This window comes from Pseudoxanthomonas sp. Soil82, assembly GCF_040446535.1.
Classification (GTDB): Bacteria; Pseudomonadota; Gammaproteobacteria; order Xanthomonadales; family Xanthomonadaceae; genus Pseudoxanthomonas; species Pseudoxanthomonas kaohsiungensis.
Window position 1 is genome coordinate 1 of sequence record NZ_JBEAAK010000003.1, and the last position, 14,590, is coordinate 14,590.

The 14,590-nt window shown below is 71.4% G+C and carries 13 protein-coding genes, 2 tRNA genes and 1 pseudogene; 5 read left to right on the top strand and 11 right to left on the bottom strand.

The window, feature by feature from the left end; translation table 11 throughout:
- The 9 genes and pseudogenes from ABKA19_RS09030 to ABKA19_RS09070 all read right to left on the bottom strand — a co-directional run.
- Positions 1-1,650 (bottom strand): cache domain-containing protein (locus tag ABKA19_RS09030; protein WP_353688629.1); only part of this gene is annotated, 1,650 nt, incomplete at its 3' end.
- A 184-nt stretch (positions 1,651-1,834) separates the two neighbouring features.
- Entirely contained in the window at positions 1,835-4,096 is a 2,262-nt protein-coding gene (locus tag ABKA19_RS09035; RefSeq protein ID WP_353688630.1) for a methyl-accepting chemotaxis protein, read from the bottom strand.
- A gap of 333 nt (positions 4,097-4,429) precedes the next feature.
- A complete protein-coding gene (locus tag ABKA19_RS09040; RefSeq protein WP_162375502.1) occupies positions 4,430-6,400 on the bottom strand; it encodes a chemotaxis protein CheA in 1,971 nt (656 codons plus the stop codon).
- Between the two features lie 36 nt (positions 6,401-6,436).
- Positions 6,437-6,802, bottom strand: coding sequence for a response regulator (locus ABKA19_RS09045; RefSeq protein WP_162375500.1), 366 nt, complete (start codon positions 6,800-6,802; stop codon positions 6,437-6,439).
- The gene (locus tag ABKA19_RS09050) at positions 6,799-7,122 is read right to left on the bottom strand and encodes an STAS domain-containing protein (RefSeq protein WP_353688631.1); all 324 of its coding nucleotides are present in this window, start codon (positions 7,120-7,122) and stop codon (positions 6,799-6,801) included. The genes ABKA19_RS09045 and ABKA19_RS09050 overlap by 4 nt, the downstream gene beginning before the upstream one ends.
- A 52-nt stretch (positions 7,123-7,174) precedes the next feature.
- A pseudogene (locus ABKA19_RS09055) lies at positions 7,175-7,771 on the bottom strand (chemotaxis protein CheW); the annotation flags it as partial.
- A gap of 71 nt (positions 7,772-7,842) precedes the next feature.
- A complete protein-coding gene (locus tag ABKA19_RS09060; protein ID WP_162375495.1) occupies positions 7,843-8,628 on the bottom strand; it encodes a ParA family protein in 786 nt (261 codons plus the stop codon).
- A gap of 16 nt (positions 8,629-8,644) precedes the next feature.
- Entirely contained in the window at positions 8,645-9,592 is a 948-nt protein-coding gene (gene motD, locus ABKA19_RS09065) for a flagellar motor protein MotD (RefSeq protein ID WP_353688632.1), read from the bottom strand.
- Between the two features lie 12 nt (positions 9,593-9,604).
- Entirely contained in the window at positions 9,605-10,345 is a 741-nt protein-coding gene (locus ABKA19_RS09070; RefSeq protein ID WP_162375491.1) for a flagellar motor protein, read from the bottom strand.
- Between the two features lie 95 nt (positions 10,346-10,440).
- On the opposite strand from ABKA19_RS09070, the gene ABKA19_RS09075 reads away from it, so the two are divergent.
- Complete coding sequence (locus ABKA19_RS09075) at positions 10,441-11,031, top strand: DUF6151 family protein (protein WP_353688633.1); 591 nt, start codon at positions 10,441-10,443, stop codon at positions 11,029-11,031.
- A gap of 192 nt (positions 11,032-11,223) precedes the next feature.
- Here ABKA19_RS09075 and ABKA19_RS09080 read toward each other — a convergent pair whose 3' ends face one another.
- Positions 11,224-12,495: a TIGR03862 family flavoprotein gene (locus tag ABKA19_RS09080; protein ID WP_353688634.1), complete on the bottom strand. Its 1,272-nt coding sequence runs from the start codon at positions 12,493-12,495 to the stop codon at positions 11,224-11,226.
- 4 nt (positions 12,496-12,499) lie between these two features.
- Positions 12,500-12,943 carry an FKBP-type peptidyl-prolyl cis-trans isomerase gene (locus tag ABKA19_RS09085; protein WP_353688635.1) on the bottom strand — a complete coding sequence of 148 codons (444 nt, stop codon included), beginning with the start codon at positions 12,941-12,943 and terminating at the stop codon, positions 12,500-12,502.
- Positions 12,944-13,018: 75 nt separating this feature from the next.
- On the opposite strand from ABKA19_RS09085, the gene ABKA19_RS09090 reads away from it, so the two are divergent.
- From ABKA19_RS09090 to ABKA19_RS09105, 4 genes are all read left to right on the top strand, one after another.
- Positions 13,019-13,372 (top strand): DUF6164 family protein, encoded by a 354-nt coding sequence (locus tag ABKA19_RS09090; protein WP_353688636.1) that lies wholly within the window; start codon positions 13,019-13,021, stop codon positions 13,370-13,372.
- Between the two features lie 85 nt (positions 13,373-13,457).
- Positions 13,458-14,195 (top strand): sulfurtransferase, encoded by a 738-nt coding sequence (locus ABKA19_RS09095; RefSeq protein WP_353688637.1) that lies wholly within the window; start codon positions 13,458-13,460, stop codon positions 14,193-14,195.
- Positions 14,196-14,301: 106 nt separating this feature from the next.
- Positions 14,302-14,377: transfer RNA gene (locus ABKA19_RS09100), tRNA-Ala, on the top strand.
- Positions 14,378-14,417: 40 nt separating this feature from the next.
- Positions 14,418-14,493 (top strand) — tRNA-Glu (locus ABKA19_RS09105).
- The last annotated feature ends 97 nt before the right edge of the window (positions 14,494-14,590 follow it).

The window sequence follows — 14,590 nt, forward strand, 5'->3', positions numbered from 1 at the left end:
CGAGATGATGTCGGCGATCTTGCGCGAGGAGGCCTGGATGTCGGCCATGGTGGTGACGACCTGGCCGACGACCTGGCCGCCCTGGGAAGCCACTCCGGCCGCGCCGATGGCCAGCTGGTTGGCCTGGCGGGCGTGGTCGGCGTTCTGCTTGACGGTGGAGGTGAGCTCCTCCATCGAGGCGGCGGTTTCTTCCAGGTTGGCGGCCTGCTGCTCGGTGCGGCGGGACAGGTCGTTGTTGCCGGAGGCGATCTCGGTGGAGGCGGTGGAGATGGCCGAGGAGGCGCCCTGGATGCGGGAGACGATGGAGGTGAGCTGGGCCACGGTGGCGTTGGCGTCGTCGCGCATGCGGGCGAACACGCCGTGGAAGTCGCCGTCCATGCGCGTGGTCAGGTCGCCGTCGGCCACCGCCTTGAGCAGGGTGGACAGCTGCCCCAGGTTACGGTCGCTGGTGGCCATCATCGCGTTCAGGCCGTCGACCATCGCCCGGAAATCATGCTGGTAGCGCGTCCGGTCACCGCGCGCGGAGAAGTCGCCGGCGGCGGCGGCATCGGCCAGCCGCCGGATCTCGGCGTTGATGGCCAGCAGGCTGGCCTTGGCCGCGTCCATCGCCTCGTGCAGCACCGCGCGGGACTGGGGCAGGCGCCGCGCATCGCGCGAGAGGTCGCCATTGGCGTACTCGCCGAGGATGGCGACGGCGTCGGCGATCGCATCCAGGTGCTCGAACATCATGGTGTTGATGCCGGCCGCAAGCTCGCCATAGACGCCGGGGAAGTCCTCGGGCATGCGGTGGCCGATGTCCGGGCCGGCATGCTGGTCGATCATGTGCCGGGTCTGCCGCGAGAACCGTTCGAGCATGTGCACCATCTCGTCGGTGGCCTTGAGCATCTGACCGACTTCGTCGCGACCGTGCTCGCCGGTGCGCACGGCCAGGTCGCCGCGCGATACGCCCTTGACCGCGGCCAGCGCGCGCCCGACCGAGTCGAGCACGGTGCCGCCGATCAGCCAGCCGATGGCCAGGTTGAGCAGGACCAGCACGCCGCCGGCCAGGGTCATGATCCCGGTGAACTGCAGCGCCTGCGCCTGGGTATCGTCCATGTACACGCCCGTGCCCACCACCCAGCCCCACGGCGCATACAGTGCCGCGTAGGAGGTCTTGCGCACCGGCTCCTTCTCGCCGGCCTTGGCCCAGGCGTAGTCGACGAAGCCGCCGCCGCCCTGCGCGGCGCGGACGAAGGCCGGGAAGATCGCCTTGCCGTCCGGGCTGAGCACGTCGGCGACCGACTGGTCCTTGAGGTCCGGGCGGGTGGGGTGCATCAGCATGCGGGGCTGTTCGTCGGTGACGAAGAAGTAGTCCACGCCCTTGGTGGCCTGCATCGCCTTCAATGTCTCCAGCGCGCCGGCCTGCGCGGTGGCCAGGTCCAGCTCGCCGCTGGCGGCGCGGTCGGCGTAACGCTGGATCACGCCCATCGCCATTTCGGTCTGCGCCTTCAGGCCGGCCTGGCGGGTCGAGTTCAGGTCCAGGTACTGCATGCGGGCGGCGACGACCGCCAGGGCGATGATGCCTGCCGCGACCACGGCGGTCTGCAGCAGGAACTTGCGCTTCATGGGGAGGTTGGAAAGCAGGCGGTGGATCGCTTGCACGGGGCTCATCGGGGACGTCCGGGTAATTCGAAGGGGGCTCTCCCGTTAGCGGCTGCGCAGGAGCGTTCTTTGGCCCGCGGGCGGTCCGCAGCGGCGAACGCGGTCACGGAAACGCCATCACCGCGGTCGAAGACGGCGGCATAAAAAAGCCCCGGCCGGAGCCGGGGCTGGAAGTACCGCGATGCACCGGGTCCTAGAACTCGGACCACTCGTTGTCGGCCAGGGCGGTGTTGCCGGCGATCCGCGAGGCGGGGACCGTGCGTGCCGCCTTGCGCACCGGCACGAACGCCGGCCTGGAGGTGGTGGTGGAGGGGGTGGGCGCAGCGGGCGCCGCGGCGGTGCCGGGGGCGTGGCCGCCCTCGATCCGGAACACGGCGATGGCCTGGGCCAGGCTGGCGGACTGTTCCTCCATGGCGCGGGCGGCGGCGGTGGCCTCCTCGACCAGGGCCGCGTTCTGCTGGGTGGTCTCGTCCATCTGCACGATGGTCTGGTTGACCTGCTCGATGCCGGCGGCCTGTTCCTGCGAGGCGGCGGAGATCTCGGCCATGATGTCGGTCACCCGCTGCACCGAGGCCACGATCTCGCCCATGGTCTTGCCGGCCTGCTCGGCCAGCGCGGCGCCATCGGCGACCTTGCCGGTGGAGTCCTCGATCAGCGACTTGATCTCCTTGGCCGCGGTGGCGCTGCGCTGGGCCAGCGAACGCACCTCGGTGGCGACCACGGCGAAGCCGCGGCCCTGTTCGCCGGCGCGCGCTGCTTCGACCGCGGCATTGAGCGCCAGGATGTTGGTCTGGAAGGCGATGCCGTCGATGACCGAGATGATGTCGGCGATCTTGCGCGAGGAGGCCTGGATGTCGGCCATGGTGGTGACGACCTGGCCGACGACCTGGCCGCCCTGGGAAGCCACTCCGGCCGCGCCGATGGCCAGCTGGTTGGCTTGGCGGGCGTGGTCGGCGTTCTGCTTGACGGTGGAGGTGAGCTCCTCCATCGAGGCGGCGGTTTCTTCCAGGTTGGCGGCCTGCTGCTCGGTGCGGCGGGACAGGTCGTTGTTGCCGGAGGCGATCTCGGTGGAGGCGGTGGAGATAGCCGAGGAGGCGCCCTGGATGCGGGAGACGATGGAGGTGAGCTGGGCCACGGTGGCATTGGCGTCGTCGCGCATGCGGGCGAACACGCCGTGGAAGTCGCCGTCCATCCGCGTGGTCAGGTCGCCGTCGGCCACCGCCTTGAGCAGGGCCGAGACTTCGTCCAGGTTGCCGTCGGTGGTTTCCATCAGCTGGTTCAGGCCCGCGACCATGGCCCGGAAGTCGTGCTGGTAGGCCTGCGCATCGCCGCGCTGGGAGAAGTCGCCGGCGGCGGCGGCCGCGGCCAGGCGGGTGATCTCGGTGTTGATCGCCGACAGGTTGCGCTTGCACAGGTCCATGGTGTCGGTGATGACCGCCTTCTCGCCGGGCAGGCGGTCCATGTCCACCGACAGGTCGCCGGCGGCGTACTGGCGCATCACCTCCACCGCGCGGGCGTTGACCTGGATGTGCTGGGCGACCAGGGCATTGGTGTCGCGGACCATGCGACCGTAGTCGCCGGGGAAGCCGCTGTCGTCGATGCGATAGCTGATCTGGCCCTCGTCGTGGCGGACGGTCATCTCGGCCTGTGCGGCGAGCACTGCCTTCAGCTGGTCCTGCATGGTGCGCATCGAGGCCAGCAGGCGGCCCGCCTCGTCGCGGCCGTCGGCGCTGATCGCATTGTCGAGGCGGCCCTGGGCGATCTCGCCGGCCACGCGCGTGGCACGCTGCAGCGGACGCGACACGGCGCGGGCGATGGTCCAGCCGAGCAGCCCGGCGAGCAGGCCGAGCAGGCCCATGCCGATCCAGATCGCGGCCACGGTGCGGGCATGCGCGCTGTCGGCGGCCGCCACCTGCGCATCCAGGCCGTCCACGTTGTACTTGATCAGCGCCTTCAGCGCGCCGGCGAACTCGCGCCGCGCCGCCCGCGACGCATCTTCGGAGATCGCCGTGGCGGTGGCGAAATCGTCGGCCGCGATCGCCTGGGCGATGTTGTCGTGCGAGCTGAAGTAGGCCGCGCGGGCTGCCTTGACCTTGTCGTAGAGGGCGAGCTCATCGGCCTTGGACTCGGCTTCGATCGCGTTGTACTCGGCCTCGGCCGCCTCGATGCTGGCGCGGGTGGTGGCCAGGCGCTTGTCGTAGTCGGCCAGCTCCTCGGCGTTGCCCTGCCGGCCCAGCTGCGCCAGTTCGTAGGTGCGGTATTCGTTGAGCAGCGAGAGCATCTCACCCAGGTGCACGACCGCTGGCATCCAGTTGCTGCTGGTCTGCTTGATCTGGTCGTGGGCGGTGTTCAGCCGGAGCAGCGAGAACAGGCCCAGGGCCACGGTCATCGCCGTGGTGGCGACGAAGGCCAGGGCCAGCTTGCGCGCGATTGGCAGGTTGTTGAACCACTTCATGTCGGTATCTCGTCTCGGTGGCGGCGCACCGCGGGGCGGGCGCGCACGGATCGATTCCGTGCATTCCGGATAGCGGCGCCGTGCACGGCGACTTGACAGGAAAATGCTGAACGTGGTCGCGCCGCCGGCATGCGTCGTTTCGCTCTCCCGCGTGCGATTGCCACCAGATAGCGGCGGATGCGCTGAAGGGCAAAGCGCGATGCGTCACCGCAGCAGAGGCGGTGGGTAGTCGTCGCCAGAGCAATCTCGAACGGGAGCCGCAGTACAGCCGGGCGTCGCCGGGAGTGGCGCGGCGGCTGGCAGTACCGGCCGGCGTATGCGGGTCTGCCGGGCTCAGGCCGCCTGCGGCAGCTGCTGGCGCAGGCGGACCAGGCCGCCGACGTCGACGATCAGCGCGACATGGCCATCGCCGAGGATGGTCGCGCCGGAAATGCCGGGCACTCGCCGGTAGTTGCGCTCTAGGTTCTTGACCACGACCTGCTGCTGGCCCACCAGCTCCTCGACCTCGACCGCCAGCTTCTGCCCGTCGCCCTCGACCACGACCACCAGCGGCTCGGGTCCGGCGTCGCGGAAGCCGTAGTGGTCGGCGAGCGAAAGCATCGGCAGGTACTCGCCGCGCACGCGCAGCACGCGGCCTTCGCCGGCCACGGTGCGGATGTCCTCGGGCTGCGGCTGCAGCGCCTCGAGCACGTGGTTGAGCGGCAGGATCAGGATCTCGCCGCCGGTCGAAACGACCATGCCGTCGAGGATGGCCAGGGTCAACGGCAGGCGGATCACCACGCGGGTGCCGCGGCCGATGCCGCTTTCCAGCTGGACCTCGCCGCCCAGCGCCTGGATGTTCCGGCGCACCACGTCCATGCCCACGCCGCGGCCGGACAGGTCGGTGACCTGGTCGGCGGTGGAGAAACCGGGCTGGAAGATCAGGTCCCACACCTGCGCGTCGGTCGGATTCTCCGGCACCTGCAGGCCGCGCTCCTGGGCCTTGGCCAGGATCCGAGCGCGATCGAGGCCGCGACCGTCGTCGGCGACTTCGATGACGATGTGCCCGCCCTGGTGCGAGGCAGCCAGGGTGATCGTGCCGGTTTCGTCCTTGCCGGCGGCGCGGCGCACGTCCGGTGCTTCCAGGCCATGGTCGATCGAGTTGCGGACCAGGTGCACGAGCGGGTCGGCGATCTTCTCGATCAGGCCCTTGTCCAGTTCGGTGCCTTCGCCGACCGTGCGCAGGCGGACCTGCTTGCCCAGGCGTGCCGAGAGGTCGCGGACCAGCCGCGGGAAGCGACGGAACACCGCGTCCACCGGCAGCATGCGCACGCCGATCACGGCTTCCTGCAGGTCGCGGGTATTGCGTTCCAGCAGCTCCAGGCCGGCGGTGAGGCGCTCGGACAGCGACGGGTCCAGCCCGCCGCTGACCTGCTTGAGCATGGCCTGGGTGATGACCAGTTCGCCGACCAGGTTGATCAGCGCGTCGACCTTGTCGACGCTCACCCGGATCGAGGATTCGGCCTCGGCGGTGGCGGCCGGCGTGGCCGGCGGCGCGCCGGTACCGGACGCCGCCGGAGTGGCCGCCACGACCGGCGCGGTGGCAACCGCGGCGGCCGCGGCGGCCGCCTGCGGCCGGATGTCCAGCTCGCAGTCGTCCACCACCCAGGCGAACACGTCGTCGATGGCGCTGCGCGGCACCTTGCCGCGCAGGCCGAGGTCCCAGGCGATGCACGCTTCGAGCGGATCGAGCTGGGTGAATCCGGGCAGGCGTTCGAGCCTGGCGTCGACCTGCAACGGGCCCAGGTGTTCGAGCTCGCGCAGGATGCGCAGCGGATCGTTGCCGCTCATGAACAGCGAGGGCGCCGGGGTGAAGGCGATGTCCCAGCCGTCCGGTTCGGGCGTGGCGGCGGCGGTGGCCTGCGCGGTGCCGGCGCCGGCGCCCAGTTCGCGTTCCAGCCGTTCATGCATGGCGGCCACCGTGGCCGGGTCTGCCGGCTTGCCATGTTCGGCTTCGGCCAGCAGGGCGCGCAGCACGTCGACCGAACCGAGCATCGCGTCGACCGCGCTGGCGGCCAGCGCGCGCTTGCCGCCACGGACCTCGTCCAGCAGGGTTTCGAGGACGTGGGTCAAACCGGCCATCTTGCCGAAGCCGAACGTCGCGGCGCCGCCCTTGATCGAGTGCGCGGCGCGGAAAACCGAGTTCACCACTTCCGGATCGACGCTGCCGCCCTCGAGCGCGAGCAGGCCGGACTCCATTGCGTCCAGGCCTTCGCGGCTCTCCTCGAAGTAGGTGGCGTGGAAACGTTGCAGGTCCATGCTCATGGCGACGCGGCTCGTGGGGGCGGGTGGCGGCGGAACTCAGCCGAGGACTTTCTGGACGGTGGCGACCAGCTGCTCGGGGTTGAACGGCTTGACCAGCCAGCCGGTGGCGCCGGCGGCCTTGCCTTCGGCCTTCTTGTCGGCCGCCGATTCGGTGGTGAGCATCAGCATCGGCGTGAAGCGGTAGTCGGGCAGGCCGCGCAGCGCCCGGATCAGCGAGATGCCGTCCATGTTCGGCATGTTCACGTCGGTGACCACCGCATTGAAGCGCTGGCCCTGGGCGCGGCCCAGCGCGACCTGGCCGTCCTCGGCTTCGTCCACCGCGAAGCCGGCGGAAGTCAGGGCGAAGGAGACCATCTGGCGCATCGACGCCGAATCGTCCACTACCAGGATGCGTGCGCTCATGCGGCTTTCTCCACAGGGTTCTTCGTTTCCCGTCCATCGACGGTCGGTTCGTTGCTTGCCAGCCCGAGCGTGCCGCCCAGGCCGAGCAGGCGCGCGGCGTCGCGCAGCGGTTCGCTGCAGCTGGCCAGTTCGGTGCTGCGCCCGTGTTCGGCGCGGCTGCGGAAGAAGGCGCAGAGCACCTGCATCGCCGCGGTGTGGACGCGGCGCACCGCGCCGCCGTCCAGCGCCACCGCCGGGTCGTCCAGGTGCGCCGCCAGGCGCTCTTTGAGGTCGGCGCTGGCCTCGATGCCGAGGTCTTCGCCGAGGGACACGGTGTTCATCGCGTCTCCGCAATCGGGTTCAGGACAGGTAGCGGCCGGCACGGGCCGGTCTTTAGCGTGCACCGGCGCGGGCCGGGTCGAGCAGGCCGGAGGCGTCGAGCAGGATCACCGGATCGCCGGACTGGCGGGCCACGCCGCGGAACAGGTCGCTGTGGATGCGGCCGGCGCGGGTGCGGTCGGGCGCTTCGATCTGCTGCTCGGTGAGGTTGACGACATCCTCGACCGCCGAGACGCGCAGCCCCAGGGTTTCGCCCTTCTCCTCCAGCACGACGTAGCGGGTCGCCGCCGTGGCCGGCTGCGGCGCCTGGCCCAGGTGCACGCCGAGGTCGAGCACCGGCACGACCTGGCCGCGCAGGTTCATGACGCCCAGCATCGCCGGTGGCGTGCCGCGCAGCGGCAGCAGCGGCGTGGGCAGCACCACTTCCTGCACCTTCAGCAGTTCCAGGCCGTAGGCCTGGCCGGCGCAGCGCAAGCGCAGCCAGCGCGAACTGCGGTCGGCGGCGCGGCGGTGCGGCAAGCCCGGCTCCTGCGCCGACAGCGCGGCGATGGCCGCCAATGCCGGAGGGGCGGGGGATGCCGCTTCCGCGGAGCGCGGCGCCATGGCGGGCGTCGCCGGGGCCGGGGCCAGGGCGACCACCGCGGTCGGGGCGCGGGCCGGAGCGGGCGGCGGACGGTCCACGAGCAGCCCGTCCAGGTATTCGTCGAGGGCCGCCACCGCGCTCATGCGGCACGCTCCATGGGTTCGGCGTCGCCAGCCAGGATCCAGTCCAGCGCCCGGCGGTAGCTCGACAGGGCCCGGCCCGGATAGCCGCCGTCCTCGCCCACCGGCTGCACCAGCAGCTCGGCGTTGCACAGCCGGGTGTCGACCGGGATCGCGTCTTCCCAGACCCGCTCGCCATGGTCGTCCTGCATCTTCCGCAGCGCTTCCTGGCCGGCGCGGGTGCGGCGGTCGTACAGCGTCGGCAGCACTGAAACCGGCAGCGGCCGACGGCGCGAGCGCTCGACCATCTCCGCGGTGCGACGCATGCCGGCCAGGCCGTGCAGCGCCAGCGGTTCGGCCTGGGTGGGAATGACCACCCGGTCGGCGGCGGCCAGTGCGTTGATCATCAGCAGGCCCAGCGTGGGCGGGCAGTCCAGCAGTACGTAGTCGTGTTGCCCGCTGTGCCGGGCCAGCGCCTGCGACAGCGCCAGGCCAAGGCCGGGCTGGTTGGCGCTGCGCCGCTCCAGCGTGGCCAACGCGGTCTGCGCGCAGACGTGCGACAGGTGCTCGATCCGGCTGGGCCGGGCCAAGTCCGCCAGCGTCTGCGGCGGGGTGGAGAACAAGTCCAGCACCCCTTCCGGCGCCGGGTCCGCGGCGACGCCGAAGGCCCGGGTCAGCGAGGCGTGCGGGTCCAGGTCGACCAGCAGCACGCGCTGGCCGCGCAGGGCCAGGCCGCGGCCCAGGGCCAGGGTAGTGGTGGTCTTGCCCACGCCGCCTTTCTGGTTGGCGATCGCCCACACTCGCATCGGTCAGGTCCTCGTCCTAGGGATTGGCGCCGACCGCCACGCTGCCGGCACCGGCGACGGGGGATGCGTCCATCGTGGATATCGGCGCGGCCGCGGCGGTCTTGACCGCATCGTCGCGGCCGGCGTCGTCCGGCGCGGCCAGCACGATGAGCACCACCCGGCGGTTGCGGTTGCGGCCTTCGTCGGTCAGGTTGTCGGCCCGCGGCCGGTATTCGCCGTAGCCGACCATCGCCAGCCGCTCGGGCGCCACGCCCTGGGCGGCGAACAGGTGCACCACGCTGGCCGCGCGCGAGGCCGACAGCTCCCAGTTGGACGGGAACTGGGCGGTGGCGATCGGCTGGTTGTCGGTGTAGCCCTCGACCCGCACCGGGTTGGGCGTGTCGTGCAGTACCGCGGCCAGCTTGGCCAGGACGCCGCGCGCCGACAGGTCCAGCGACGCCGAGCCGGTGTCGAACAGGATGTCGCTGTTGATCTCCACCTCCAGCCACAGCTCCGACCGCTTGACCGTGATCAGCCGGGCCTCCACCAGCGAGGCCAGCGCCCCTTCGATCTGCGAGGCGATGTCGCCGAGCTGCCGCTGCGCCCGCTGCACGGCGCGGGTGTCGGCCACGTCCATCGGCTGGCCGGTGCGCAGGTGCGAGGCCAGTGAAGGCAGCAGCGTGGGGTTCGGTGCGGGCGAGGGGGCCGACGGCCCCTGCTTGGCGCCGGACTTGATCGGCGAGGGCCGGTCGTAGTCCGAACCCTGCTGCTGGTGGTTGCCCACCTGCACCGGGTTGATCGTACGCGGCGCGCCGCCGAAGGCCGCGGTCAGCGCATCGGCCATGACCCGGTACTTGCCCTCGTTGAGCGAGGAGATCGCGTACATGACCACGAAGAACGCCAGCAGCAGCGTCATCAGGTCCGCGTAGGGGATCGCCCAGGCCTCGTGGTTGCCGTGTTCCTCGTGCTTCTTCTTGCGCGCCATCGCTGCCGGGCCTCAGTGCAGGAAGCCGGCGAGCTTGGACTCGATGTTGCGCGGATTCTCGCCCTGGGCGATGGCGATCAGGCCTTCGATGATCATCTCCCGTTCGCCGGTGCGGCGTGCGATCACGCTCTTGAGCTTGGACGCCATCGGCAGGAAGAACAGGTTCGCCGAGGCGATGCCGTAGATGGTCGCGGTGAACGCGGCGGCGATGCCGTGGCCGAGCTTGCTCGGGTCGGCCAGGTTCTTCATCACCGCGATCAGGCCGAACACCGCGCCGATGATGCCCAGCGTCGGCGCGTAGATGCCCATGCCTTCGAACACCTTGGCCGCGGCCAGGTCCTGGTGCTCCTGGCTGTCCAGGTCGATTTCCAGCATGTGCCGGATCTGCTCGGGCTCGACGCCGTCGACCAGCATCTGCAGCCCCTTCTTCAGGAACGCGTCGTCCTGTTCGGCCACCTGCTGCTCCAGGCCGAGCAGGCCCTGGCGGCGGGCGATGTTGCTCCACTCCAGGATCTGCGCCATCAGCGCCTCGCGGTCGGCGGCCGGCGGCTTGAGGATCCAGCCGACGATCCGCAGCGCCCGCTTGAACACCGTAGGCGGGGTATGGACGAAGATCGCCGCGACCGTGCCGACGATCACGATGACGAAGGCGGCCGACGACCACAGCGAGCTGAGGCCGGCACCCTTGAGGATGCTGCCACCGACCAGTGCGACCAGCGCCAACAACAGACCGACAAGGCTGAGGATGTCCATGGACCCGCTATCGGCATCCCCCGGGCGGGACTTGAGCCGGCGCGGGCGTTACCCTTGCCCCGGGCCGCATCCGCGGCGTGGTGCGGAGACCGGCGATGACCCTGGAATTGCGTTGCCAGTGCGGCCAGCTGCAGGGCCGGGTGGACCTGACGCGGGCGCAGGCGCGGGCGATCTGCTACTGCAGGGACTGCCAGGCCTTCGCCCGCTTCCTCGGCCAGCCCGGCCTGCTGGACGCGGCCGGCGGAACCGAGATCCTGGCCATGGCCCCCGATGGCGTGCACATCGATACCGGTGGCGAACACCTGGCCTGCATGTCGATGAGTCCACGGGGGCTGCTGCGCTGGTACGCGGCGTGCTGCCGCACGCCGCTGGCCAACACCTCGCGCGACCCCGGGCTCTATTACACCGGCCTGGTGGCCGCCTGCGTGCATGCGCGCCCGGGCGAACTCGACGCCGCGCTCGGCCCGGCCGACCGCCTGGTGGCCAATACCGGGTCGGCGACCGGCCCGGTGAAGTCGGCGCCGCTGCGCTTCCTCGTCGGCGGCGTGCGCATCTTCGTCCCGGCCATCCTTGCGCGCCTGCGTGGCCGCCGCGCAGGCGCGCCGTTCTTCGACGCCGCGGGGCAGCCGGTGCGCGAACCGCAGGTGGTCAGCCGCGAGCAGCGCGAGGCTTTGCAGCGCGGCTGAAGCCAGCGGCGGACCCTTCTGCTGCATCGCGCCCGCTTCGGGCACCGGTGCGCTCGACCCGTGATCGGGTCAGCCCGGGTCCGCGGGCGAGTGCGCCTCAGCTTGCGTCGCGGTCGTAGAGCGGGGCTTGCCCCGCTGCGCGGTGCGGGCGGCGCGGCCAGCCGGGCAAGCCCGGCTCTACATGATGCGCCCTCAACGGTGGCCGCCCGGCTCGTGCGCCCGCAGCCAGGCGGCCGCGGCACGGCCGGCGCGCAGGCCGCTGGCGAAACAGGCGGTCAGCAGGTAGCCGCCGGTCGGGGCCTCCCAGTCGAGCATCTCGCCGGCGCAGAACACGCCGGGCAGCGCGGTCGCCATCAGTCCCTCGTCCAGCGCCTCCAGGCGCACGCCACCGCCGGTGCTGATCGCCTCGGCGAGCGGCCGCGCACGCTGCAGCCGCAGCGGCAGGCGCTTGAGCGCGGCGGCCACGCGGTCCATGTCCGCCAGCGAAGCGGCATCGAGCACCTCGCGCAGCAGTGCGGCCTTGACCCCGTCGACGCCGGCCTGCCGGCGCATGTGCTCGCTGAGGCTGCGACCGTTGCGCGGCCGGCCCAGCTCGCGTCGCAAGCGCGCCAGGTCGCGGCCGGGCACCAGGTCCAGCCACAGCGTCGCCTGGCCATCGCGGGCGATGGCCTCGCGCAGCGGCACCGACAGCGCGTACACCAGGCTGCCTTCGATGCCGCTGGACGTCGCCACGCACTCGCCCTGAAGCGCATGTTCCCTGCCGTCCGCGCCGATCCAGTGCGCGATGACCGGCTTCAGCGGCGCGCCGGCATGGCGTTCGGCGAAGTGCGGGCTCCAGTCGACATCGAAGCCGCAGTTGCTCGGCAGCAGCGGGGCCACTTCCAGGCCGCGCCCGGCCAGCAGCGGCACCCAGGCGCCGTCCGACCCCAGTTGCGGCCAGCTGCCGCCACCCAGGGCCAGGACCGTCGCTGCGGGGCGCGCGCGACGCTCGCCGTCGGGCGTGTCGAATCGCAGCGTCGTGCCGTCATCGTCCCATCCCAGCCAGCGGTGCTGGACATGGAACCGCACGCCCTGGTCCTTCAGCCGGCGCACCCAGCCGCGCAGCAATGGTGCAGCCTTGCGGTCCAGCGGGAACACCCGGTCGGAGCTGCCCACGTAGGTGTCCACGCCCAGGCCGCGCGCCCATTCGCGCAGGTCGTCGGCGCCGAAATCGCGCAGCCATCCGGCCAGCGCTTGCTCGCGCGCTCCGTAGCGTCGGGCGAAGCCGGGCATCGGTTCGGCATGGGTGAGGTTGAGCCCGCCCTTGCCGGCGATCAGGAACTTGCGCCCGACCGAGCCCTTGCCCTCGAACACATCGACCTCGACCCCGGCCGCACGCGCGACCTCGGCGGCCATCAGTCCGGCCGGACCGCCGCCGATGATGGCCAGCCCGGGCAGTTCGGATGGGGATCCGGGCGCGGCCATGGCGTCAGTGCGGCTTGACGGCCAGCAGTTCGACCTCGAACACCAGCGAGGCGTTGGGCGGGATCACCCCGCCCGCGCCGCGGCGCCCGTAGCCGTAGCCGGAAGGAATCAGCAAGGTGCGCCGGCCGCCGACCCGCATGCCGGCCACGCCGTCGTCCCAGCCACGGATGACCTGGCCGGCGCCGAGCAGGAAGGTGAACGGCTCGTTGCGGTTGCGCGAGCTGTCGAACTGGGTGCCACGCCTGTCGGGGGCACGTTCGTCGTAGAGCCAGCCGGTGTAGTGCACGGTGACGTCGCTTCCGGCAGTGGCCGTCGCACCGGTGCCGACGCGTTCGTCGATGCGCTGCAGCTCGGCGACGCTGCCTCCGGGTGGGACGCTGTCCGGTCCCTCGCATGCGGCGAGCAGCAGGGTGGGAAGCAGGAGGAGCAGGGCGGCGAGGCGGCGCATCGGGGCAGGTCTGTTCGCGGGGCGGCAAGGGTAACCGATGGCGGCCCGGGCGCCGCCGGCCGCTATGATGCGCCGATGGCGAAACTGCTCTTCCACCTGCGCAACGTGCCCGACGACGAGGCCGACGACGTGCGCCAGTTGCTCACCGCGCACGGCTTCGACTGGTACGAGACCCGGCCCGGACCCTGGGGGATCTCCGGTGGCGCGCTGTGGCTGCGCGACGCCGACGCCCATGCCGACGCGCGCCGCCTGCTCGACGACTACCAGCGTCGCCGCCGCGAGCAGGCCCGCGAACTGGAGGCGCGCGAAGGCCGCCAGGGCTTCCTGGAGCTGTTGCGCGAGCGTCCGGGGTTTGTGCTGCCGCGGCTGGCGGCGATCGTGGCCCTGGTCCTGCTGGTGCTGGCCTTGCCCTGGCTGCTGCTGCGCTGACCCGACCACCGCGGCACGCGGCCGCTGCCTGCGTCGGTCGCGTCCTGGTCAGGTCTGCCGTGGAGCGCGGCCCTACAATGCCGCCATGCTCAACCTTGCCGCCTACCACTTCGCCCCGGTGGACGACCCCCGGTCCCTGGCCGACCGCCTGCATGAGGCCGCCTCCCTGGCCGGACTGAAAGGCACGATCCTGGTGGCGGGCGAGGGGATCAACCTGTTCCTGGCCGGCGAGGACGCGGCCTTGCGCGGCTTCGTCGCCGCGCTGCGCGAGGACCCCCGTTTCGCCACGCTGCAGGCCAAGTACAGCCACAGCGAGCGGGTGCCGTTCGCCCGGCTCAAGACCAAGGTCAAGCCGGAGATCATCAGTTTCCGCGACGACCGTGCCACGCCGCTGGCGGCCGGCCGTCGCGCGCCGGTGGTCGATCCGCCGACCCTGGCCCGCTGGCTGGCGCAGGGCCGGCGCGACGATGCCGGCCGGCCGGTGGTGCTGCTCGACACGCGCAACGCACAGGAGGTCGAGCACGGCACCTTCGCCGGTGCGCTGACCCTGCCGATCACCCGCTTCACCGAACTGCCCGGGGCGCTGGCCCCGCACCGCGAAGCGCTGCGCGGGACGACCGTGGTCAGCTTCTGCACCGGCGGCATCCGTTGCGAGAAGGCGGCGCTGTGGATGCACCAGGACGGCATGGACAACGTGGTCCAGCTGGACGGCGGGATCCTCGGCTATTTCGAGCAGGTCGGCGGCGCCGGCTACGACGGCCGCTGCTTCGTGTTCGACGACCGCGTGGCGCTGGATCCGCAACTGCAGCCGCTGGCGGACTGAGCGCCGGCCGGGCGCGGACCGGCGCGGCACCGCACCCGCGAAGTTTTTTCAGGGGAAGGCTTGCGCGTTCACGAAAGCCTGCATACAATTTCGCTCCTCAGCTCGTGGGGCCATAGCTCAGCTGGGAGAGCGCTTGCATGGCATGCAAGAGGTCGCCGGTTCGATCCCGGCTGGCTCCACCAACTCCTCGCCGCGTGCGGCAGGAGGGGCAACAGGTTCCAAGTCCCCATCGTCTAGAGGCCTAGGACATTACCCTTTCACGGTAGCGACCGGGGTTCGAATCCCCGTGGGGACGCCAAACGGCAGACGGGCCCGCAGAAATGCGGGCCCGTTTTCTTTGGTGGCATCCGTCCGTTCGGGCGGCTTGCCGACCGGGGCTTGCCGGCTACCAGGCG

What these genes read in the sequence shown, in the direction of transcription:
- ABKA19_RS09035 (WP_353688630.1), bottom strand. Translation starts at nt 4,096, where the DNA reads ATGAAGTGGTTCAACAACCTGCCAATCGCGCGCAAGCTGGCCCTGGCC.
- ABKA19_RS09040 (WP_162375502.1), bottom strand. Translation starts at nt 6,400, where the DNA reads ATGAGCATGGACCTGCAACGTTTCCACGCCACCTACTTCGAGGAGAGC.
- ABKA19_RS09045 (WP_162375500.1), bottom strand. Translation starts at nt 6,802, where the DNA reads ATGAGCGCACGCATCCTGGTAGTGGACGATTCGGCGTCGATGCGCCAG.
- ABKA19_RS09050 (WP_353688631.1), bottom strand. Translation starts at nt 7,122, where the DNA reads ATGAACACCGTGTCCCTCGGCGAAGACCTCGGCATCGAGGCCAGCGCC.
- ABKA19_RS09060 (WP_162375495.1), bottom strand. Translation starts at nt 8,628, where the DNA reads ATGCGAGTGTGGGCGATCGCCAACCAGAAAGGCGGCGTGGGCAAGACC.
- motD (WP_353688632.1), bottom strand. Translation starts at nt 9,592, where the DNA reads ATGGCGCGCAAGAAGAAGCACGAGGAACACGGCAACCACGAGGCCTGG.
- ABKA19_RS09070 (WP_162375491.1), bottom strand. Translation starts at nt 10,345, where the DNA reads ATGGACATCCTCAGCCTTGTCGGTCTGTTGTTGGCGCTGGTCGCACTG.
- ABKA19_RS09075 (WP_353688633.1), top strand. Translation starts at nt 10,441, where the DNA reads ATGACCCTGGAATTGCGTTGCCAGTGCGGCCAGCTGCAGGGCCGGGTG.
- ABKA19_RS09080 (WP_353688634.1), bottom strand. Translation starts at nt 12,495, where the DNA reads ATGGCCGCGCCCGGATCCCCATCCGAACTGCCCGGGCTGGCCATCATC.
- ABKA19_RS09085 (WP_353688635.1), bottom strand. Translation starts at nt 12,943, where the DNA reads ATGCGCCGCCTCGCCGCCCTGCTCCTCCTGCTTCCCACCCTGCTGCTC.
- ABKA19_RS09090 (WP_353688636.1), top strand. Translation starts at nt 13,019, where the DNA reads ATGGCGAAACTGCTCTTCCACCTGCGCAACGTGCCCGACGACGAGGCC.
- ABKA19_RS09095 (WP_353688637.1), top strand. Translation starts at nt 13,458, where the DNA reads ATGCTCAACCTTGCCGCCTACCACTTCGCCCCGGTGGACGACCCCCGG.